The sequence below is a fragment of the Streptomyces sp. NPDC058246 genome, assembly GCF_042881985.1.
Lineage (GTDB): Bacteria > Actinomycetota > Actinomycetes > Streptomycetales > Streptomycetaceae > Streptomyces.
On the sequence record NZ_JBHVWZ010000003.1, the window covers coordinates 1 to 21,048 of the forward strand.

The 21,048-nt window shown below is 70.3% G+C and carries 20 protein-coding genes; 12 read left to right on the top strand and 8 right to left on the bottom strand.

Going from position 1 to position 21,048, the window contains the following annotated elements; genetic code table 11:
* Positions 1-138 precede the first annotated feature (138 nt).
* The 5 genes from ACFVXA_RS04950 to ACFVXA_RS04970 form a co-directional block, all read right to left on the bottom strand.
* Positions 139-1,839, bottom strand: a complete 1,701-nt coding sequence (locus tag ACFVXA_RS04950) for a methylmalonyl-CoA mutase (protein ID WP_383912137.1) — start codon at positions 1,837-1,839, stop codon at positions 139-141.
* A 75-nt stretch (positions 1,840-1,914) separates the two neighbouring features.
* A complete protein-coding gene (locus ACFVXA_RS04955; RefSeq protein WP_362034384.1) occupies positions 1,915-2,253 on the bottom strand; it encodes a DUF3817 domain-containing protein in 339 nt (112 codons plus the stop codon).
* A gap of 133 nt (positions 2,254-2,386) precedes the next feature.
* Entirely contained in the window at positions 2,387-2,896 is a 510-nt protein-coding gene (locus ACFVXA_RS04960; protein WP_362034381.1) for a MarR family transcriptional regulator, read from the bottom strand.
* 186 nt (positions 2,897-3,082) lie between these two features.
* Positions 3,083-3,376: an MTH1187 family thiamine-binding protein gene (locus tag ACFVXA_RS04965; RefSeq protein ID WP_362034378.1), complete on the bottom strand. Its 294-nt coding sequence runs from the start codon at positions 3,374-3,376 to the stop codon at positions 3,083-3,085.
* Entirely contained in the window at positions 3,373-3,717 is a 345-nt protein-coding gene (locus ACFVXA_RS04970; RefSeq protein ID WP_362034374.1) for a DUF3817 domain-containing protein, read from the bottom strand. The genes ACFVXA_RS04965 and ACFVXA_RS04970 overlap by 4 nt, the downstream gene beginning before the upstream one ends.
* A 247-nt stretch (positions 3,718-3,964) precedes the next feature.
* On the opposite strand from ACFVXA_RS04970, the gene ACFVXA_RS04975 reads away from it, so the two are divergent.
* The 4 genes from ACFVXA_RS04975 (at position 3,965) to ACFVXA_RS04990 (ending at position 6,615) form a co-directional block, all read left to right on the top strand.
* A complete protein-coding gene (locus tag ACFVXA_RS04975; protein WP_383748488.1) occupies positions 3,965-4,597 on the top strand; it encodes an AIM24 family protein in 633 nt (210 codons plus the stop codon).
* A 1-nt stretch (position 4,598) separates the two neighbouring features.
* Positions 4,599-5,249: an AIM24 family protein gene (locus ACFVXA_RS04980; RefSeq protein WP_362034371.1), complete on the top strand. Its 651-nt coding sequence runs from the start codon at positions 4,599-4,601 to the stop codon at positions 5,247-5,249.
* On the top strand, positions 5,246-6,046 hold the full coding sequence (locus tag ACFVXA_RS04985; RefSeq protein ID WP_389759026.1) for an AIM24 family protein: 801 nt from the start codon (positions 5,246-5,248) through the stop codon (positions 6,044-6,046). Before ACFVXA_RS04980 ends, ACFVXA_RS04985 begins: the two co-directional genes overlap by 4 nt.
* Before the next feature lie 92 nt (positions 6,047-6,138).
* Entirely contained in the window at positions 6,139-6,615 is a 477-nt protein-coding gene (locus ACFVXA_RS04990) for a MarR family transcriptional regulator (RefSeq protein WP_362034365.1), read from the top strand.
* Positions 6,616-6,830: 215 nt separating this feature from the next.
* Here the strand turns inward: ACFVXA_RS04990 and meaB are convergent, their stop codons facing one another.
* Both meaB and ACFVXA_RS05000 read right to left on the bottom strand, forming a co-directional pair.
* Complete coding sequence (meaB, locus tag ACFVXA_RS04995) at positions 6,831-7,787, bottom strand: methylmalonyl Co-A mutase-associated GTPase MeaB (RefSeq protein ID WP_362024113.1); 957 nt, start codon at positions 7,785-7,787, stop codon at positions 6,831-6,833.
* A gap of 38 nt (positions 7,788-7,825) precedes the next feature.
* The gene (locus tag ACFVXA_RS05000) at positions 7,826-9,028 is read right to left on the bottom strand and encodes an acetyl-CoA C-acetyltransferase (protein ID WP_362024116.1); all 1,203 of its coding nucleotides are present in this window, start codon (positions 9,026-9,028) and stop codon (positions 7,826-7,828) included.
* A 145-nt stretch (positions 9,029-9,173) separates the two neighbouring features.
* Between ACFVXA_RS05000 and mce the strand changes: the two genes are divergently transcribed.
* The 7 genes from mce (at position 9,174) to ACFVXA_RS05035 (ending at position 19,336) form a co-directional block, all read left to right on the top strand.
* On the top strand, positions 9,174-9,614 hold the full coding sequence (gene mce / locus ACFVXA_RS05005; RefSeq protein ID WP_362024119.1) for a methylmalonyl-CoA epimerase: 441 nt from the start codon (positions 9,174-9,176) through the stop codon (positions 9,612-9,614).
* Positions 9,615-9,901: 287 nt separating this feature from the next.
* Positions 9,902-13,750, top strand: coding sequence for a polarized growth protein Scy (scy, locus tag ACFVXA_RS05010; protein ID WP_390023854.1), 3,849 nt, complete (start codon positions 9,902-9,904; stop codon positions 13,748-13,750).
* 182 nt (positions 13,751-13,932) lie between these two features.
* A complete protein-coding gene (locus ACFVXA_RS05015; RefSeq protein ID WP_362024125.1) occupies positions 13,933-14,868 on the top strand; it encodes a cellulose-binding protein in 936 nt (311 codons plus the stop codon).
* A gap of 245 nt (positions 14,869-15,113) precedes the next feature.
* Entirely contained in the window at positions 15,114-16,079 is a 966-nt protein-coding gene (locus tag ACFVXA_RS05020) for an ABC transporter ATP-binding protein (protein WP_390023856.1), read from the top strand.
* A gap of 2 nt (positions 16,080-16,081) precedes the next feature.
* A complete protein-coding gene (locus ACFVXA_RS05025) occupies positions 16,082-16,852 on the top strand; it encodes an ABC transporter permease (RefSeq protein ID WP_390023858.1) in 771 nt (256 codons plus the stop codon).
* 361 nt (positions 16,853-17,213) lie between these two features.
* Positions 17,214-18,494, top strand: coding sequence for an ABC transporter ATP-binding protein (locus tag ACFVXA_RS05030; RefSeq protein ID WP_390023860.1), 1,281 nt, complete (start codon positions 17,214-17,216; stop codon positions 18,492-18,494).
* On the top strand, positions 18,491-19,336 hold the full coding sequence (locus ACFVXA_RS05035) for an ABC transporter permease (protein ID WP_362024138.1): 846 nt from the start codon (positions 18,491-18,493) through the stop codon (positions 19,334-19,336). Before ACFVXA_RS05030 ends, ACFVXA_RS05035 begins: the two co-directional genes overlap by 4 nt.
* Positions 19,337-19,398: 62 nt before the next feature.
* Here the strand turns inward: ACFVXA_RS05035 and ACFVXA_RS05040 are convergent, their stop codons facing one another.
* Complete coding sequence (locus ACFVXA_RS05040) at positions 19,399-19,731, bottom strand: ATP/GTP-binding protein (protein ID WP_362024141.1); 333 nt, start codon at positions 19,729-19,731, stop codon at positions 19,399-19,401.
* A 221-nt stretch (positions 19,732-19,952) separates the two neighbouring features.
* On the opposite strand from ACFVXA_RS05040, the gene ACFVXA_RS05045 reads away from it, so the two are divergent.
* The gene (locus ACFVXA_RS05045) at positions 19,953-20,981 is read left to right on the top strand and encodes an LLM class flavin-dependent oxidoreductase (RefSeq protein WP_390023862.1); all 1,029 of its coding nucleotides are present in this window, start codon (positions 19,953-19,955) and stop codon (positions 20,979-20,981) included.
* Positions 20,982-21,048: the final 67 nt, after the last annotated feature.

Genomic DNA, 21,048 nt, shown 5'->3' on the forward strand with positions numbered 1-21,048 from the left:
GCTGAAGACTCAGCCTCTCCGGCGTTCGAGAACGGGGGGCCGGGGGGCGGAGCCCCCCGGGAACGATGGGGGTCCCCCTGCTCGAGCGAAGCCGAGAGCTTGGGGAGGGCAGGGGCGGAGGGGGGCGAAGAAGGCCCCTCAGAAGCCCGCCGGCTCCGTATACACCCCCCACTCGTCCCGGAGGGCGTCACAGATCTCGCCGAGCGTGGCCTCGGCCCGTACCGCGTCCAGCATGGGCACGATCATGTTGGACCCGTCCCGCGCGGCCGCCAGCATGGCGTCGAGGGCACCCCGCACCGCTCCCTCGTCCCGCGCGGCCTTGCGGCCACCGAGCACCCGTACCTGCTCACGCTCCACCTCATGACTGACCCGGAGAATCTCCAGATCCCCGGTCACGGACCCGTGGTGCACATTGACCCCCACGACCCGCTTGTCGCCCTTCTCGAGCGCCCGCTGGTACTGGAACGCCGACTCCGCGATCTCGCCGGTGAACCACCCGTCCTCGATCCCCCGCAGGATGCCGGAGGTGACCGGCCCGATCGGGTGCCGCCCGTCGGGATGCGCCCGCAGCCCCCGCTCCTTGATCTGCTCGAAGATCTTCTCCGCGTCGGCCTCGATCCGGTCGGTCAGCTGCTCGACGTACCAGGATCCGCCCAGCGGGTCGGCGACGTTGGCGACGCCGGTCTCCTCCATGAGTACCTGTTGCGTCCGCAACGCGATCTCCGCCGCCTGCTCACTCGGCAACGCCAGCGTCTCGTCCAGCGCGTTCGTGTGCAGCGAGTTCGTCCCGCCCAGCACCGCCGCCAGCGCCTCCACCGCCGTACGGACGACGTTGTTGTAGGGCTGCTGGGCGGTCAGCGAGACGCCCGCGGTCTGCGTGTGGAAGCGCAGCCACTGCGCCTTCTCGGACGACGCGCCGTACACGTCCCGCATCCAGCGCGCCCAGATCCGCCGCGCCGCGCGGAACTTGGCGATCTCCTCGAAGAAGTCGACGTGCGCGTCGAAGAAGAAGCTCAGGCCGGGCGCGAAGACATCCACGTCCAGCCCGCGCGACAGACCGAGCTCCACATACCCGAAGCCGTCCGCCAGTGTGTACGCCAGCTCCTGCGCCGCCGTGGCCCCCGCCTCGCGGATGTGATAGCCGGAGACGGACAGCGGCTTGTACGCGGGGATCTTCGCGGCGCAGTGCTCCATCAGGTCGCCGATGAGGCGCAGGTGCGGCTCGGGCTGGAAGAGCCACTCCTTCTGCGCGATGTACTCCTTGAAGATGTCGGTCTGGAGCGTGCCGTTCAGCACGGCGGGATCGACGCCCTGCCGCTCGGCCGCGACCAGGTACATGCAGAAGACCGGCACGGCCGGCCCGCTGATGGTCATCGACGTCGTGACCTCACCCAGCGGGATGTCCTTGAAGAGGACCTCCATGTCGGCCGCCGAGTCGATGGCGACCCCGCAGTGCCCGACCTCGCCCAGTGAGCGGGGGTCGTCGGAGTCGCGCCCCATGAGGGTCGGCATGTCGAAGGCCACGGACAGACCCCCGCCGCCGTTGGCGAGGATCATCTTGTAGCGCTCGTTGGTCTGCTCGGCGTTGCCGAACCCGGCGAACTGCCGGATGGTCCACGTACGCCCTCGGTAGCCGGTCGGATAGAGGCCGCGGGTGAAGGGGTACTCGCCCGGCCAGCCGATCCGCTCGAAGCCCTCGTATTCGTCACCGGGCCGCGGCCCGTACACGGGCTCCACGGGGTCGCCGGAGAGCGTCGTGAAATCGGCCTCGCGCTTGCGCGAAGCGTCGTACCGGGCCTGCCAGCGTCGGCGGCCCTCCTCGATGGCGTCAGCGTCCATACCATCGAATTTACTAGGACGTCCTAGTAAATGTCGATGGCTGACCGCCGTACGTTGTCCGTACGGCGGTAGCGGTTACGCCTTGGCGACCGCGGGAGCGTCGTCCGCGACCCTGGACTCCAGCTCGCGGGAGACCTTGCGCTCCACGAAGAAGGCGGCCGTGGGGATCGTCCCGGCGAGCAGCACCCACAGCTGCTTGCCGACCGGCCACTTCGCCTTGGAGCCCAGGTCGAAGGCGAAGACCAGGTAGACGACGTACAGCCAGCCGTGTGCGATACCGACGACGCGCGTGAAGTCCGCGGCGCCGTTCATGTCGAACACGTACTTGGCGATCACACCGAGGGTCAGCAGGACCAGCAGTACACCCGTGACGTAGGCCATCACGCGGTACCTGGTCAGCACGCTCTTCTTCATGGCTACGAGCGTAACGACCCCTTTCGCACGATCTTCGCGCGCCCCCGGTTGTCGCCGAAGCCCGGCTCTCGCGTCGTCGAAGCCTGGCTCTACTCCTCGTCGAAGCCGGCTCTACTCCTCGTCGAGCCCGGCTCTACTCGTCGTCGAAGTCGTGCGCCGCGATCCGCAGGGGCCGCAGCATCGCGAAGATCTCCGCGCACTCCTCGGCGTCGTACGCCCCGAGTCCGAAGTCCATCGCCATCAGGTCGCGGGTGGCCGCGTCGCAGACCTCGCGGCCCTTCTCGGTGATGGAGGCGAGCGTGCCGCGCCCGTCGTTGGGGTTGGGCCGCTTGTCGACGAGCCCGGACCTCACCAGGCGGTCCACGGTGTTGGTGACCGACGTCGGGTGCACCATGAGCCGCTCGCCGATCTTGGACATCGGCAGCTCGCCCGCCTTGGAGAAGGTGAGCAGCACCAGTGCCTCGTACCGCGCGAAGGTCAGTCCGTACGGCCTGACGACCGCGTCCACCTCGGCGAGCAGGATCTGATGCGCGCGCATGATCGAGGTGATCGCGGCCATGGACGGCACCGATCCCCAGCGCTGCTGCCAGTGTTCGTCGGCGCGGGCGATGGGATCGAAGGCAAGGCTGAGCGGCTTCGGCACGCCAAAGACCTTACCGGCCGGTCACATCGTGGTCAGCCCCGTCTCGCCTTTCGGTCCGGGGCCCCGGTCCGGGGGGCGAGCGATGGTGTTTTCGCCCCCGCCCGGACCCCGTTCGCGCAGTTCACGAAAAACCCCGGCCCAGGGGACCGGGGTCTTCCGACGTTCTTTCCGCGGGCCGGACGAGGCCTACGCGGACAGGTGGCGCTCCACCGTGTCCACCTTGGAGGTCAGACCGTCCGTCACACCGGGGCGAATGTCGGCCTTCAGGACGACGGACACACGGGGCGCGCGCTCCTCGACGACGGCGACGGCGCGCTTGACGACCGCCATCACCTCGTCCCACTCGCCCTCGATCGAGGTGAACATGGCGTCGGTGCGGTTCGGCAGTCCCGACTCGCGGACCACGCGGACGGCGTCGGCGACGTACTCCCCCACGTCCTCGCCGACGCCGAGTGGCGTCACTGAGAAGGCGACGATCATGCGTTCACGATCCCTTCCTTGCGGGCGCGGGACGCGATGACCGCGTTCTCGGCCTCGCGCTTGAGCTTGCGCTCGGCGAAGAAGCCGCCGGTGGGCAGCACGGAGAGGACGAAGTAGAAGAGCCCGGTCTTCGCGCTCCACCTGGTGCGGTTCCAGGCGTCCGCCCAGAAGATCACGTACAGGATGAAGAGGACACCGTGGATGGAGCCCATGACGGGCACCGCGTTGAAGTCCGTGGTCCGCTTCAGCACCGAGCAGACAAGCAGCAGCAGGAAGGAGACGGCCTCGGGGGCCGAGACCAGGCGGAGGCGGCGGAGGGCGGTGGCGGTCTTTATGTCCACGGGTCACCTTCGGTGGGAGATTCGCTGTCGGCGGGAGCACGCTTTGTGAACGCAAGCACAAGCGATGTCCCATTGTGGCACTCACGGCCGGACCGCCCCGGCGCGGGGTCTCGGGGTGTCGGAAGGCAGGTGCCCGGGTTCGTCGGGGTCGGCGCCCCGGGGTGTCGTCAGGGTCGGGATCAGGGTTCGGATCCACCCGTAGGCCCTGTTGGGAGCCCCGCCCGGCGGCTACCTTCACCACGTGGCGATGTTTCGACTCCAGGGCAGCAAGGTGCTGGCCGTCGACATGACCGGGGACGCCGTGAAGGCGAAGAACGGCTCGATGGTCGCGTACGACGGTCAGATGGCCTTCAAGAAGCTGAGCGGTGGCGGTGAGGGCATACGGGGGATGGTGACCCGGCGCCTCACCGGTGAGCAGATGACGGTGATGGAGGTGAAGGGGCACGGGACCTGCTGGTTCGCGGACCGGGCCTCCGAGATCAACCTCGTCGATCTTCGGGGGGACAAGCTGTATGTGGAGTCGAGCAACCTGCTCGCGACGGACGCCGGACTGCGCACCGGCACGTCCTTCACGGGCCTGAGAGGCGCCTCGCAGGGCAACGGACTGTTCACGACCACCGTCGAGGGACACGGACAGGCCGCGATCATGTCCGACGGTCCGGCGGTGGTGCTGCGGGTGAGCTCGCAGTACCCGCTGACCGTGGACCCCGGCGCGTACATCGCGCACCAGGGCAATGTGCGGCAGTCCTTCCAGTCCGGTGTGACGTTCCGCACACTGCTCGGCGAGGGTGGCGGCGAGGCCTTCCAGATCCGCTTCGAGGGCGACGGACTGGTCTACGTACAGCCCAGTGAGCGCAACACGATCGCGGGAGATGTGTGACATGCCCTTTCGCGAAGTGAACTCGAAGATGGTCGAGGCCACGGTGCTGCCGGGCCAACGGATGTTCAGCCAGCGCGGCGCGATGCTCGCCTACAAGGGCGAGGTGTCCTTCACGCCCAACATCCAGGGCGGCCAGGGCGGTGTGATGTCGATGATCGGCCGCCGCCTGGCGAACGAGGCCACTCCCCTGATGTCCGTGGAGGGCTCCGGCACCGTGCTCTTCGGGCACGGCGGCCACCACGTCCACGTGATCAACCTGACCGGCGACACCTTGTACGTCGAGGCGGACCGGCTGCTCGCCTTCGACGGCACGCTCCAGCAGGGCACGATGTTCCTCGGCTCCCAGGGCGGAGTCATGGGCATGGTGCGGGGCCAGGTGACCGGTCAGGGGCTCTTCACGACCACCCTCAAGGGACACGGCGCGGTCGCCGTCATGGCGCACGGGGGCGTCTTCGAGCTCCCGATCACCCCCCAGCGCCCGGTCCACGTCGACCCTCAGGCGTACGTCGCGCACCACGGCGACGTACGCAACAAGCTGTCCACGGCGCTGGGCTGGCGCGACATGGTGGGGCGCGGCTCCGGTGAGGCGTTCCAGCTGGAGCTGAGCGGCAGTGGCGCGGTGTACGTCCAGGCCTCGGAGGAGAAGCTGTGAGCGCGTACGGAACTCCGGGCGGTCCGGTCGTCCACGACCCGATGACACTGCCGGTCGACGGCAACGTGAACAACTACACCTTCTGCGTGGAGCTCAAGGGGAGCCAGTGGTTCCTGCAGAAGGGCAAGATGATCGCCTACTACGGGTCGATGGAGTTCAACGGCATCGGACACGGCCGGCTCGACCGCCTCGTCCGTACGTCGTTCCATTCGCCTCTGCACGCGAGCGACTGGGTCGTGGCGGAGGGCTCGGGCAAGATGCTCCTCGCCGACCGGGCCTTCGACGTGAATTCGTATGACTTGGACGATGGCAATCTGACCATTCGCTCGGGCAACCTGCTCGCTTTTCAGCCAAGTCTTGCCCTCAAGCAGTCGATCGTGCCGGGCTTTCTGACCCTGATCGGAACCGGCAAGTTCGTGGCCGCGTCCAACGGGCCGGTGGTGTTCATGGAACCCCCGATCCGGGTGGACCCGCAGGCCCTTGTCGGCTGGGCCGACTGCCCCTCCCCGTGCCACCACTACGACCACGGGTACCTGACAGGCGTGATGGGCGGTCTACGTGCGATGACGGGCCTTGGCGGGGCCTCCGGAGAGGAGCATCAGTTCGAGTTCGTGGGGGCCGGCACGGTGCTGCTCCAGTCCACCGAAACCCTCATGGCCGAGCAGGCCACGGGGGCGGTCCCGCAGCAGGCCGGAGTACCCGGCGCGGGCGGGGTGCCCGGTCAGCACGGAGGGCAAGCCGGCGCACCGCGCCTTCCCGGACAGCTGGGGGACCTCCAGCGTCGCTTCGGGCTGTGAGCGGTAGTCTGCGGAGTGTGACATCGAACGCGTGCGCACCGTCACACCACCCTCACTAGTTCGCCTTTCAACATTTTAGGTAGACTTCATTCATGGAGACCGAGACGGCCACGCGCTGGCTGACCGATGCGGAGCAGTGCGCCTGGCGCACCCACCTGGAGGTCAACAGGCTGTTGACGTACCAGCTCGAAAGGGATCTTCAGCCGTTCGGGCTGACGATGAACGACTACGAGATCCTGGTGAATCTCTCCGAGTCGGAGGGTGTACGCATGCGGATGAGCGATCTCGCGTCCGCCACCCTCCAGTCGAAGAGCCGCCTCTCGCACCAGATCACCCGCATGGAGAACGCGGATCTGGTGCGCCGCGAGAACTGCGAGTCGGACCGCCGGGGCCTGTTCGCCGTCCTCACCGAGCACGGCATGGAGACGATGAAGAAGGTCGCGCCGCACCATGTGGCGTCGGTGCGACGGCACTTCATCGATCTGCTGTCGCCGGAGGCGCTGGAGGACCTGCACAAGTCGCTGCGGCCGATCGCTGAGCATCTGCGGGGTCAGCGGGGCAAGCCGTAAGGGCCCACTCCCGCGGCCCCGCCCGAATTCCCGGCGTTCACTCCCGGTCCCTGGGGGCTGCGTCCCCAGACCCCCGCCAAAAGACTGCGCAGTTCCCCGCGCCCCTGGACAGGGGCGCGGGGAACTGCGCGAGCGAGGTCTGGGGCGGAGCCTCGGGTCGGGACGGGAAGGGGCGGCGGGGGCGGAACAGACCGCAGGCCTGGCGCCCCGCCCCCTCAGCCCTCCGTCAAGCCCTCCACCAGGGAGTCGGCGGCCTGGTACGGGTCGAGTTCGCCGGCCACGATCCGCTCCGCGAGCGCGCTGAGGCGCCGGTCACCATGGAGGTCACCGATCCGCTGCCGCAGCGCGGTGACGGCGATCGTCTCGACCTCCTGGGACGCACGGGCGAGCCGCCGCTCGTTCAGCACCCCGTGCTCCTCCATCCACGCCCGGTGCTTCTCCAGCGCCTCGACGACCTCGTCGATGCCCTCGCCCCGGGCGGCGACCGTCTTGACGATGGGCGGCCGCCAGTCGCCGGGACCCCGGGATTCACCCAGCCCCAGCATGTGGTTCAGCTCGCGGGCCGTCGCGTCGGCCCCGTCCCGGTCGGCCTTGTTGACGACGTACACGTCCCCGATCTCCAGGATTCCGGCCTTCGCCGCCTGGATGCCGTCGCCCATGCCGGGGGCGAGGAGGACGACCGAGGTGTCGGCCTGGGACGCGATCTCGACCTCGGACTGTCCGACACCGACCGTCTCGACGAGGATCACGTCGCAGCCCGCCGCGTCCAGGACGCGGATCGCCTGGGGGGCCGCCCAGGCGAGTCCGCCGAGATGGCCGCGCGTGGCCATCGAGCGGATGTAGACGCCGGGGTCCGACGCGTGCTCGGACATGCGGACACGGTCGCCGAGCAGCGCACCGCCGGAGAACGGCGAGGAGGGATCGACGGCCAGCACCCCGACGCGCTTGCCCTGCCGCCGGTACGCCGTCACCAGCGCCGAGGTCGAGGTCGACTTGCCCACGCCCGGCGACCCCGTCAGGCCCACCACATACGCGTTGCCCGCCAGCGGCGCCAGCGCCGCCATGACCTCACGGAGCTGCGGTGCCGCCCCCTCCACCAGGGAGATCAGCCGGGCCACGGCCCGCGGCCGTCCTTCCCTGGCCTGGGCCACCAGCGAGGAGACGTCCTGCATCACAGCTCCGTTCACGAGAGGTCGTAGAAAATGGTGTGTCAGGCCTTGGCTACCCGCACGATCAGCGCGTCACCCTGGCCGCCGCCACCGCACAGCGCCGCCGCGCCCACACCGCCGCCGCGCCGCTTCAGCTCGAGGGCGAGGTGCAGGACGAGCCGGGCACCGGACATCCCGATCGGGTGACCGAGGGCGATGGCGCCGCCGTTGACGTTCACCTTTTCCGTGGACACGCCGAGGTCCTTCATTGACTGCACGGCGACCGCCGCGAAGGCCTCGTTGATCTCGATGAGGTCGAGGTCCGCGACGTCCAGACCCTCCTTCTTGAGCGCGTGGAGGATGGCGTTGGACGGCTGCGACTGCAGAGAATTGTCCGGCCCGGCCACGTTCCCGTGCGCGCCGATCTCGGCGATCCACTCCAGGCCCAGCTCCTGCGCCTTGGTCTTGCTCATCACGACCACGGCCGCCGCGCCGTCCGAGATCTGGGAGGCGGAACCGGCGGTGATCGTGCCGTCCTTCGTGAAGGCCGGGCGCAGCTTGCCCAGCGACTCGGCCGTGGTCTCGGCGCGGATGCCCTCGTCCTTGCTGAAGACGACGGGCTCGCCCTTGCGCTGCGGGATCTCGATCGGCGTGATCTCCGCCTCGAAGATGCCGTTCTTCTGGGCGGCGGCCGCCCGCTGGTGCGAGAGGGCCGCGATCTCGTCCTGCTCGGGTCGGGCGATGCCGAGGCGCGTGTTGTGCTTCTCCGTCGACTCGCCCATGGCGATGTTCTCGAAGGCGTCCGTCAGGCCGTCGTACGCCATGGCGTCGAGCATCTCGATCGCCCCGTACTTGTAGCCCTCACGGGACTTGGGGAGGAGGTGCGGCGCGTTCGTCATCGACTCCTGGCCGCCCGCGACCACGATGTCGAACTCACCGGCGCGGATCAGCTGGTCCGCGAGCGCGATGGCGTCGAGCCCCGACAGGCACACCTTGTTGATGGTGAGCGCCGGGACGCTCATCGGGATGCCCGCCTTGACCGCGGCCTGGCGTGCCGGGATCTGCCCTGCCCCGGCCTGGAGCACCTGGCCCATGATCACGTACTGCACCTGGTCGCCGCCGATCCCCGCACGGTCGAGGGCGGCCTTGATCGCGAATCCTCCGAGATCGGCTCCGGAGAAGGTCTTCAGCGAGCCGAGCAACCGTCCCATCGGGGTGCGGGCACCCGCGACGATCACGGAAGTCGGGCTGTTCGTTCCAGACATGAGGTGCGATCCCCTTCCAGCTTGGCAGCTGAGGAGTGAACGAGGGTTTACTTGAATGTACTGAGCGGTAGGCCACCCGTCATCCGGCGCGCAGTGTGATCGCGCGCACGTTGCGTAACCACCGAAGGAGCGCTGCACTGACTCCATGCTGACGCGAATCGACCACATCGGGATCGCCTGTTTCGACCTCGACAAGACCGTCGAGTTCTACCGTGCGACGTACGGCTTCGAAGTCTTCCACTCCGAGGTCAACGAGGAGCAGGGTGTACGGGAGGCCATGCTCAAGATCAACGAGACGTCCGACGGCGGCGCCTCGTACCTCCAACTGCTGGAGCCCACCCGCGACGACTCCACGGTGGCGAAGTGGCTCGCCAAGAACGGCGAGGGCGTCCACCACATCGCTTTCGGTACGGCGGATGTCGACGCCGACGCCGACGACATCAAGGACAAGGGCGTACGCGTGCTGTACGACGAGCCCCGGCGCGGGTCGATGGGCTCGCGGATCACCTTCCTGCACCCGAAGGATTGCCACGGAGTACTGACAGAACTGGTCACTTCGGCGCCTGTTGAGTCACCTGAGCACTGACCCTCGTACTGCATGTCCCGGGGGACATCTCGGGAGACGAACCCCTGGCCCCCAGCAGAAAAAGCAGTCGCCCAGGCCGAGCGGAAGACGGAGGCCGGTAGGGTTGGGGCGGCCGCTCAACTCTGTTGGGGGGCTGAGGGCCGGGGTCCAGGTTTCGGGGGACGAGCGTCGGGGCAGCAGCCCGTGCTGCGCCGTTGATCTGACACCATTCCCCGGGGGCCCCGTTCGGCGGATGGACGGAGCTCGTTTGGAGAGACTTGCGACCAGGGGACGGATGGGACCGCGCAGTGCGGGGCTACGAACGCCAGGAGCGAGAGCCGGCGGCTGACGTCGACCACCTCTCTCGGTTCGAGGCCGAGATGGAACGGCTGAAGACCGAGCGGGAGAAGGCCGTCCAGCACGCCGAGGACCTCGGCTATCAGGTCGAGGTGCTGCGCGCCAAGCTGCACGAGGCGCGGCGCAGTCTGGCGACCCGTCCTGCCTACGACGGCGGGGACATCGGGTACCAGGCCGAGCAGCTGCTCCGCAATGCCCAGATCCAGGCCGACCAGCTGCGGGCCGACGCCGAGCGCGAGCTGAGCCAGGCCCGCGCGCAGACGCAGCGGATCCTCCAGGAGCATGCCGAGCAGGCCGCGCGTCTCCAGGCGGAGCTGCACCAGGAGGCGGTCGCCCGCCGCCAGCAGCTCGACCAGGAGCTCGCCGAGCGCCGGCAGACCGTCGAGTCGCACGTCAACGAGAACGTGGCGTGGGCGGAGCAGCTGCGCGCCCGCACCGAGTCGCAGGCCCGCCGTCTCCTGGAGGAGTCGCGCGCCGAGGCCGACCAGGCCTTGTCCGCCGCCCGCGCGGAGGCCGAGCGGATCGCCGCCGAGGCCCGCCAGCGGCTCACGAACGACGCCGAGGCGGCCCGCGCGGAGGCGGAGCAGCTGCTGCGCCGGGCCCGCACGGACGCCGAGCGGCTGCTGAACGCCGCGTCCACCCAGGCCCAGGAGGCCACCGACCACGCCGAGCAGCTGCGCAGCTCCACGGCGACGGAGTCGGACACCGCCCGCCGCCTGGCCACCGAGCTGAGCCGGGCCGCCGAGCAGCGCATGACCGAGGCCGAGGCGGCGCTGCGCGAGGCGCGGGCCGAGGCGGACAAGGTCGTCGCCGAGGCGAAGGAGGCCGCCAGCAAGGCGCTCTCCAGCGCGGAGTCGGCCAACGAGCAGCGCACGCGTACGGCGAAGGAGCAGGTCGCCCGGCTGGTCAGCGAGGCCACCAAGGAGGCCGAGTCCACCAAGTCCGAGGCCGAGCAGGTCGTCGCGGAGGCCCAGGCCAAGGCCGAGAAGATCATCGCGGAGGCCGAGGAGAACGCCCGCAGCCTCACCGCCGAGGAGACCGCCTCCCAGCTCGCCAAGGCGGCCCGTACGGCCGAGGACGTACTCAACAAGGCGTCCGAGGAAGCGAAGCGGACCACCAAGGCCGCCTCCGAGGAGGCCGAGCGGATCCGCACCGAGGCGGAGACCGAGGCGGACCGGCTGCGCGCCGAGGCGCACGACATCGCCGAGCAGCTCAAGGGCACGGCGAAGGACGACACCAAGGAGTACCGCGCCAAGACGGTCGAACTGCAGGAGGAGGCGCGCCGGCTGCGCGGCGAGGCCGAGCAGCTGCGCGCCGACGCGGTCTCCGAGGGCGAGCGCATCCGCTCCGAGGCCCGGCGCGACGCCGTCCAGCAGATCGAGGAGGCGGCCAAGACCGCCGAGGAGCTGCTCGCCAAGGCGAAGGCCGACGCGGACGAGCTGCGCACGACGGCCACCACGGACAGCGAGAAGGTCCGCACCGAGGCCATCGAGCGCGCCACGACGCTGCGCCGGCAGGCCGAGGACACTCTGGAGCGCACCCGCGCCGAGGCCGAGCGGCATCGCGCGGAGGCCGTCGAGCAGTCCGAGACGATCAAGGCGGAGGCCGAGCGGGCCGCCGAGCAGCTGCGCGAGGAGACCGAGCGCGCCATAGCGGCTCGTCAGGCCGAGGCGGCCGAGGGGCTGACCCGCCTGCACACGGAGGCCGAGGAGCGTCTCGCCGCCGCCGAGCAGGCGCTGACGGACGCGCGCGCGGAGGCCGAGCGGATCCGCCGCGAGGCCGCCGAGGAGACGGACCGGCTGCGTTCGGAGGCCGCCGAGCGGATCCGTACGCTCCAGGCGCAGGCCGAGGCCGAGGCCGAGCGGCTGCGCAACGAGGCCGCGGCGGACGCGTCCGTCTCCCGCGCCGAGGGCGAGGCCATCGCCGTACGGCTGCGGTCGGAGGCGGCGGCGGAGGCCGAGCGGCTGAAGTCGGAGGCCCAGGACAGCGCCGACCGGGTACGGGCGGAGGCGCAGGCCGCTGCCGAGCGGCTGGCCACCGAGGGCGCCGAGACGCTGGCCGCCGCGCAGGAGGAGGCCGCCCGGCGCCGCCGCGAGGCCGAGGAACTCCTCGGCTCCGCGCGTCAGGAGGCCGACCAGGAGCGCGAGCGGGCCCGCGAGCAGAGCGAGGAGCTCCTCGCCTCCGCGCGCAACCGGGTCGAAGAGGCGCAGGCCGAGGCCGTACGGCTGGTCGAGGAGGCCGACCGGCGCGCGACCGAGATGGTCTCGAACGCCGAGCAGACCGCACAGCAGGTGCGCGACTCCGTGGCGGGCCTGCACGAGCAGGCGCAGGAGGAGATCGCGGGCCTGCGCAGCGCCGCCGAGCACGTGGCGGACCGTACCCGCACCGAGGCGCAGGAGGAGGCGGACCGGGTCCGCGCCGACGCGTACGCGGAGCGGGAGCGGGCGGCCGAGGACGCGGCACGCCTCCGGCGCGAGTCGGCCGAGGAGTCGGAGGCCGCCAAGTCGCTCGCGGAGCGCACGGTGTCGGAGGCGATCGCCGAGGCCGAGCGGCTGCGCTCGGACGCCGGCGCGCACGCGCAGCGGGTCCGCACCGAGGCGTCGGAGGTCATCGCGGGCGCCGAGCAGGACGCCTCGCGCACTCGTGCGGACGCCCGGGAGGACGCCAACCGGATCCGTTCGGACGCGGCCACGCAGGCGGACACGCTCATCACGGAGGCGACCGCCGAGGCCGAGCGGCTCGCGGCGGAGACGAACGCCGAGGCCGAGCGCGTACGGTCCGAATCCGTGGCCAAGGCCGAGCGGCTCATCTCGGACGCGTCCGGGGACGCGGAGCGCCTGCGGGCCGAGGCCTCCGAGACGGTGGGCTCCGCGCAGCAGCACGCCGAGCGGATCCGCGCCGAGGCGGAGCGGGTGAAGGCCGAGGCGGCGGCGGAGGCCGAGCGGCTCACGTCGTCGGCGCGCGAAGAGGCGGAGCGCACCCTGGATGAGGCGCGCCAGGAGGCCAACAAGCGGCGCTCCGAGGCGGCCGAGCAGGTCGACACGCTCATCTCGGAGACGGCCGCCGAGGCCGACAAGCTTCTCGCCGAGTCGCAGCAGAGCGCGCAGAAGACCACCGCGGACGCCGAGGCGCAGGCCGACACGATGGTGGGCGCGGCGCGGAACGAGGCCGAGCGGCTGGTCTCCGAGGCGACTGTGCAGGGCAACTCCCTGGTGGAGCGGGCCCGTACGGACGCCGACGAGCTGCTGGTCGGCGCGCGCCGGGACGCGACCGCCATCCGGGAGCGTGCGGAGGAGCTGCGCGACCGCATCACCACGGAGATCGAGGAGCTGCACGAGCGGGCCCGCCGCGAGTCGGCCGAGGCCATGAAGACGGCCGGCGAGCGCTGCGACGCACTCGTGAAGGCCGCCGAGGAGCAGCTCGCCGAGGCCGAGGCGAAGGCGAAGGACCTGGTCGCGGAGGCCAACTCCGAGGCGAGCAAGGTGCGTATCGCCGCCGTCAAGAAGGCCGAGGGTCTCCTCAAGGAGGCCGAGCAGAAGAAGACGTCGGTCATCGCCGAGGCCGAGAAGATCAGGTCCGAGGCGATCCAGGAGGCGAAGGCCGCGGTCGAGGAGGGCAAGCGCGACCTGGAGGTTCTGGTGCGCCGCCGCGAGGACATCAATGCGGAGATCTCCCGTGTCCAGGATGTCCTGGAGGCGTTGGAGTCCTTTGAGGCCCCGTCCAACGGCAAGGACGGTGGGATCAAGGCGGGCGCTGCCGCGGGCGCGACCCGTTCGGGTGGCAAGGCGTCAGAGGGCTAGCCAGAAGGACCGATTCCATGCTTTGCAGGGACCTTTGACACAGGCTCTGGCAAGCCCTCCGGCAGGTAGCCACCCAAAAGGAGTGTCATTCTCCAGATCAAACACGTATCCGCTCGATGACACACCGCTTTGACCCCTAGGATTCCCCTATCACCTCACCGGTCTCATTCGACAGGAACCCCATGAGCGACACTTCCCCCTACGGCTTCGAGCTTGTGCGGCGTGGGTACGACCGCGCTCAGGTGGACGAACGCATTTCGAAGCTCGTCTCCGACCGTGACAGCGCTCTGGCCCGTATCACTGCTCTCGAAAAGCGCATCGAGGAGCTCCACCTCGAGACGCAGAACGCTCAGGCCCAGGTCAGCGACGCCGAGCCGTCGTACGCCGGTCTCGGCGCGCGTGTCGAGAAGATCCTCCGCCTCGCCGAGGAGGAGGCGAAGGACCTGCGCGAGGAGGCCCGTCGCGCTTCCGAGCAGCACCGTGAGCTCGCGGAGTCGGCGGCCCAGCAGGTCCGCAACGACGCAGAATCGTTCGCTGCGGACCGCAAGTCCAAGGCGGAGGACGAGGGCGTCCGGATCGTCGAGAAGGCCAAGAGCGACGCCTCGCAGCTGCGCCAGGAAGCGCAGAAGGACGCGCAGTCCAAGCGCGAGGAGGCGGACGCCCTCTTCGAGGAGACCCGCGCCAAGGCCGCCCAGGCCGCCGCCGACTTCGAGACGAACCTCGCCAAGCGCCGCGAGCAGTCGGAGCGCGACCTCGCGTCCCGCCAGGCCAAGGCCGAGAAGCGGCTCGCGGAGATCGAGCACCGCGCGGAGCAGCTCCGCCTGGAGGCCGAGAAGCTGCGCACGGACGCCGAGCGCCGCGCCCGCCAGACGGTGGAGACGGCTCAGCGCCAGGCCGAGGACATCGTGGCCGACGCGAACGCCAAGGCCGACCGCATCCGTTCGGAATCCGAGCGCGAGCTCGCGGCCCTCACCAACCGCCGCGACTCGATCAACGCCCAGCTCACGAACGTCCGCGAGATGCTCGCGACGCTCACGGGCGCCGCGGTGGCCGCCGCCGGCACCCCTGCCGAGGACGAGCCGGTCTCCCGCGGCGTCCCGGCCCAGCAGTCCCGGTAACCACCCGGACGGCCGGCGACACCAAAGCCCGCACCCTCCACCAGGGGTGCGGGCTTGTGTTCGTGGGCGGGAAGAGCGGCCCTTGTTTACGGGGAGGGAGGCTGGGGGGGAGGCTCCACCCCGTCAGGAGCGCGGGGAACCGCGCGGTCGGCCACGGCGGCGCGGCGGTCGGCCACGGCGGCCAAGTAGCAGCAGCACCCCCTGTTCAAGTGGCACCGCCAATCCCCCCGTCTTAGCGTTGCCGCATGATCGAGCTCGAGGGGCTGACCAAGCGCTACGGCGAGAAGGTGGCGGTCAACAATCTGACCTTCGCCGTCAGACCCGGCATCGTGACAGGCTTCCTCGGTCCCAACGGCGCCGGCAAGTCCACGACGATGCGGATGATGCTCGGGCTCGACCGGCCCACCGCGGGCGACGTACGGATCGACGGACGGCACTACGACCACCTCCGGGATCCCCTGAAGTACATCGGCGCCCTGCTGGACGCGAAGGCGATGCACGGCGGGCGCAGCGCCTTCAACCACCTCCTGTGCCTCTCGCAGAGCAACGGCATCCCGAAGGCGCGGGTGCACGAGGTACTCGACACCGTCGGTCTGACCGCGGTCGCGAAGAAGAAGGCCAAGGGGTTCTCGCTCGGCATGGGCCAGCGGCTCGGCATCGCGGGCGCGCTGCTCGGCGACCCGCGGATCCTGATGTTCGACGAGCCGGTCAACGGCCTCGACCCCGAGGGCATCCACTGGATCCGCAACCTCATGAAGTCACTGGCGGCGCAGGGCCGTACGGTCTTCGTCTCCTCGCACCTGATGAGCGAGATGGCGCTGACCGCCGACCACCTCGTCGTCATCGGCCAGGGACGGCTCCTCGCCGACACCTCCATGGCTGACTTCATCCAGCACAACTCCCGGTCGTACGTCCGGATCCGCACCCCCCAGCGCGAGCGGCTCCTGGACGTGCTGCGCGGCGCGGGGATCACGGTCGTCGAGACGGGCGGCGGCACGCTCGAAGTGGACGGCGGCAAGCCGGAGCACATCGGTGAGCTGGCCGCGCAGCATCAGATCGTGCTGCACGAGCTCAGCCCCCAGCAGGCCTCTCTGGAGGAGGCGTTCATGCAGCTGACCGCGGAGTCGGTGGAGTACCACGCGCACGCCGACACCCCCCACCGGCAGGCTCCCGCCCAGGAGTGGGGCGGCGCCTGGAACAAGGGAGGCTGACCATGGCGGCCACCCAGGTCCTCAAGTCCGAGTGGACCAAGATCCGGTCGGTCTCGTCCACCGTGTGGACGCTCAGTCTCGCCGCGGTCGTCACGATCGCGCTCGGCATCCTGATCTCGCTGCTGTCGAAGAACGAGTTCGACAAGATGCCCGTGCGGGAGCGGCTCTCCTTCGACCCGACGTTCATCAGCTTCGCGGGCATGACCCTCGGCCAGCTCGCGATGATCGTGTTCGGGGTGCTCGTCGTGGGCAACGAGTACAGCACCGGCATGATCCGCACCTCGCTCGCCGCGGTCCCGCAGCGCGGCACGTTCCTCTTCAGCAAGGTCGCGGTCGCGGCGGCCCTCGCCCTGATCGTCGGAATGATCACCAGCTTCGTCGCCTTCTTCCTCGGCCAGGCGATGCTCGGCCCGCACAAGGCGTCGATCGGTGACGCCGGCGTGCTGCGCGCGGTGATCGGCGGCGGCCTCTACATGACCCTGATCGCCGTCTTCTCGATGGGCGTCGCGGCGATGCTGCGCAGCCCGATGCTCTCGCTCGGCATCCTGATGCCCTTCTTCTTCCTGATCTCCAACATCCTGGGTGCCGTCTCCGCGACCAAGAAGCTCGGCCGCTACCTCCCCGACCAGGCCGGCAGCAAGATCATGCGGGTCGTGACCCCGATCGGCGACGACACTCCGTACGGCCCCTGGGGCGGCCTCGCGATCATGGTCCTGTGGGTGGTCGCGGCCCTCATCGGGGGGTACGCGCTGCTGAAGAGGCGCGACGCGTAGGACGTGCAGCGGCGCGCCCGAGCCGTCCGGATTTCGCGCGCGAGGGATTCGGCCGAGCCTCGAGGCCTCCGGAGGCCGCGCACGAGGCATCCGGCCGGCGCCTCCGGGCGGCCGGATTTCGTCCATACGGCTTCCGGCTCTCGCCGCCGAGGCGGCCGGAATTCGCGTGCGGGGACTTCGCTTCCCGAACGGAAGGGTTCCGTTTCGGTGCTGACCAGGCAGGACGCGTACCTGACAAGGCACGGGTTTGACCTGCGTAGTTTTACTTTCTCTTGAGTGGAACCGTCAGCGCCCCGATATCCTCCTAACCCTTACGGGGGCGTGCGCCCCGACGTCCTGAACCTTTCGATGGGTGCGCAGCATGATCGAGGCAGTCGGCCTGACGAAGCGCTATGGCGCCAAGACGGCCGTGTACAACCTTTCCTTCCAGGTGCGGCCGGGCGCCGTCACCGGCTTCCTCGGGCCCAACGGCTCGGGCAAGTCGACCACGATGCGGATGATCCTCGGCCTGGACAACCCCACCTCGGGGCAGGTGACGATCGGCGGCTTCCCGTACCGCAAGCTCCCGAACGCCCCCCGCCAGGTCGGCGCCCTCCTCGACGCCAAGGCCGTGCACGGCGGCCGGCACGCCCGCAACCACCTCCTCTGCCTCGCCCAGCTGTCGGGCATCCCGGCCCGCCGGGTGGACGAGGTGCTCGGCGTCGTCGGGCTCCAGGACGTGGCCAAGAAGCGCTCCAAGGGCTTCTCGCTCGGCATGGGCCAGCGCCTCGGCATCGCCGCCGCGCTCCTCGGCGACCCGCAGGTGCTGCTCTTCGACGAGCCGGTCAACGGCCTCGACCCCGAGGGCATCCTCTGGGTGCGCAACCTGATGAAGTCCCTCGCGGCGGAGGGCCGTACGGTCTTCGTCTCCTCGCACCTGATGAGCGAGATGGCGCTGACCGCCGACCACCTCATCGTGATCGGCCGCGGCCAGCTGCTCGCCGACATGAGCATCAAGGACTTCATCTCGCACAACTCGGCCGACTTCGCCCGGGTCCGCACTCCGGACGGCGAGCCGCAGCAGCGCGAGAAGCTCACGGCCACGCTGACCGAGGCGGGCGGCCAGGTGCTGCCCGAGCAGGACGGCGCGCTGCGCGTGATGGGCCTCGCACTGCCCCGCATCAGCGACCTCGCGCACTCCGCCGACGTACGGCTGTGGGAGCTGTCGCCGCACCAGGCCTCGCTGGAGGAGGCGTACATGCGGATGACGCAGGGCGCCGTCGACTACCGCTCGACCATCGATCAGAAGGCCGGGCTGCAGCAGGAGCTGCCGCCGGGCGCCATGCCGGCGCAGCATCTGCCGGTGGCGGGCCAGGGACAGCCGGGCTGGTACGCACCGCCGCCGCCCCAGCAGGGCGGCCGGCCGTTCGCCATGCCCCAGACGGGCCCGTACGGTGCTCCGGGCGCGCCCGGTGCCTCCGGCGCCGCTCCGGACGCGGGTCAGCCGCCCCAGACGGGCCCGTACGGCGCCCCGGCCGCTCCGGGTGCCACGAACGTCAATCCGTACGCCCAGGCCGCGCCCCAGGCCCCGGCGCAGCCCGCCGCCCAGGCCCCCGCGCCCGCCGCCGCCCCCGACCTGACCAAGCCCGAGGACGCCCGATGAGCACGCCCCAGCCCCCGATGCCGCAGCAGGCCGCCGCTGCCCCCGACTGGCAGACGGCGCCCGGCACTTCGTACACCTCGCCGATCCCGGTCACCCCCACCCACCTCGGTCACGCGCTCAACTCCGAGTGGACGAAGATCAAGTCGGTGCGCTCCACCATGTGGACGCTCGGCACCTTCCTGCTCCTGGTGATCGGCATCGGCTTCCTGGTCGCCGCGCAGACCACGAACGCCGACTTCAGCGACGTCCCGTACACGATCCCGGCGTTCTTCGGGCTGATGCTGGGGCAGATCTGCCTGATCACGCTGGGCGTCCTGGTGGTCTCCTCCGAGTACGGCACGGGCATGATCCGCACGACGTTCACGGCCTCGCCGCAGCGCCACCGGGTGCTGGCCGCGAAGCTGATCATCTTCTTCGCGGTGGCGTTCGTCGTGTCGGCCTTCGCGATCGGTCTGGTCGGCCTGATGACCTCGGGGATGCACGGCGGCTCCTCGACCGTGTCGTGGGGCGGCACGGTGATCATGGGATCGCTGTACGTCTCGCTGCTCGGCGCGCTCGCGCTCGCGGTGGGCTCGATGCTGCGTCACTCGGCCGGCGCGATCACCACGATGCTCGGCGTCGTGCTGGTGCCCGCGATCATGCCCGCGTTCCTGATGATGTCCGAGAGCATGCGCACCATCGGCGAGAAGATGCAGGAGTACAACGCTCCCAACGCCCTCGCCAGGATCTTCCGCCTCGACAGCGAGAGCGGGCACGGCGGCGCGCAGCTCGGTCTGCTCGCCGGACTGACGGCGGCGGCGATCGTCGGCGCGTTCGTGCTGCTGGAGCGCCGGGACGTCTGACGTCTCCGCTCGCCGGGACGACCGACCCGGCTCGAAGGAACGGCTCTGGAAGAGGAACGGCCCTAGAAGCGGGGCGCGTTACGGGACCGCTGCACCCGCGAGGTGCGGCGGTCCTTCGCGTTCCAGCAGGACTTGTGCCAGTGCCGTCGGTCGTCGACGCCCGAGTGCTCCGGCCAGGCCACCACGTGCGGGACGCCGGAGGGGATCATCTGGTCGCAGCCGGGGCAGCGGTAGGTCTTGCCGTCCGCGCTCGCGCCCGCCACATGGCGCACGCTCCACTCCTCGCCCTGCCAGCTCTCGGTCGACTGCCAGCCGCCGTAACGGCCGGACCGCTCCTCGTCCGCGCTACTGCCGGACGCGCCGGCGGCCTTCGGACGATTGCGACGCGGGGACACAGGACACCTCACGGAGCTATACAGGGAGCAGGAGCCATCTCCAGCCTACGCGGCGCGCACAGGGGTACGCGTACTCCACCAACCCGTCCGGATCCCCCACCGCGCGGCCCATTCCGCAGACAATCCGCAAATCTCTCCGCCAAGCCGTGACTTCGGCACGTGTCATGCGGTTATGCCGGGTGGGGGAGCTCCGTGTCGGAGCCGAGGAAGCAGGAAGTGCGATGCACGTAGGAAGTTTTGTACTGGCGGCCCAGTTCCCGGGCCAGGGTCAGGGAGAGGCCCTGCACCGCGCCGTGCGGTCCGCCGAAGTCGCCGAGGAGGCCGGGCTCGACGCGGTATGGCTGGCCGAGCACCACTTCGTGCCGTACGGGACGTGCCCGTCCGCCGTCACACTCGCCGGGTACCTGCTCGGGCGCACCAGCCGGATCCGGGTCGGCACGGCGGTCAGCGTGCTGCCCACCGTGCACCCCGTGGCGCTCGGCGAGCAGGCCGCGCTGCTGCATCTGACGTCCGGCGGACGGTTCTCGCTGGGCGTCGGGCGCGGCGGCCCCTGGGTCGACCTGGAGGTCTTCGGTTCGGGCCTCGAGGCGTACAAGACGGGCTTCCCCGAATCACTCGATCTCCTGGTGCGCTGGCTGCGCGAGCCGTCCGTGCAGGGCACCTCGGAGCGGTTCAGCTTCCGTGAGGTTCCCGTCGTCCCCCGGCCGTCGGAGGCGCTGAGCGGCGCCCCGGGGCCCGAGGTCGTCGTCGCCTGCACCTCACCGTCGAGCGTGCGGCTCGCGGCCGAGCGCGGACTGCCGATGCTCCTCGGGATGCATGTCGGGGACGAGGAGAAGGCCGAAATGGTCGCGCTCTGGCGGCAGTACGCGCGCGCGGCCGGGCGTCCGGCGGACGAGATCTTCGCCGCGGCCCATGTGTCCGCCGGCGTCTGCCAGATCGCGGACCGCCGCACGGAGGCCGTCGAGACGCTCCTCAAGGCGATGCCAGGCTGGCTGAAGCAGGGGCTGGACGCCCATGTGACGGTCGACGGCCGCGCCCGCGCGATGCGGGACCCGCTGGCGTACACCGAACTGCTCTGCGGGCTGCACCCGGTGGGGACCCCCCGGCTGTGCGCCGACCGGCTGGCGGCGACCTCGGAGCGGACGGGCATCTCACGCTTCGCCCTGCTCGTCGAGGGTTCGGGAGACCTGGCGGCGACGGAGGAGAACGTACGACGCCTCGGAGGCGAGGTACTGCCCCACCTCAAGTGACGGACCGCGGGGAGCTTGCCGCCCCAGTACTAATGCACCTCCCGCGTACGGAGCGGCAAGCAGTGCG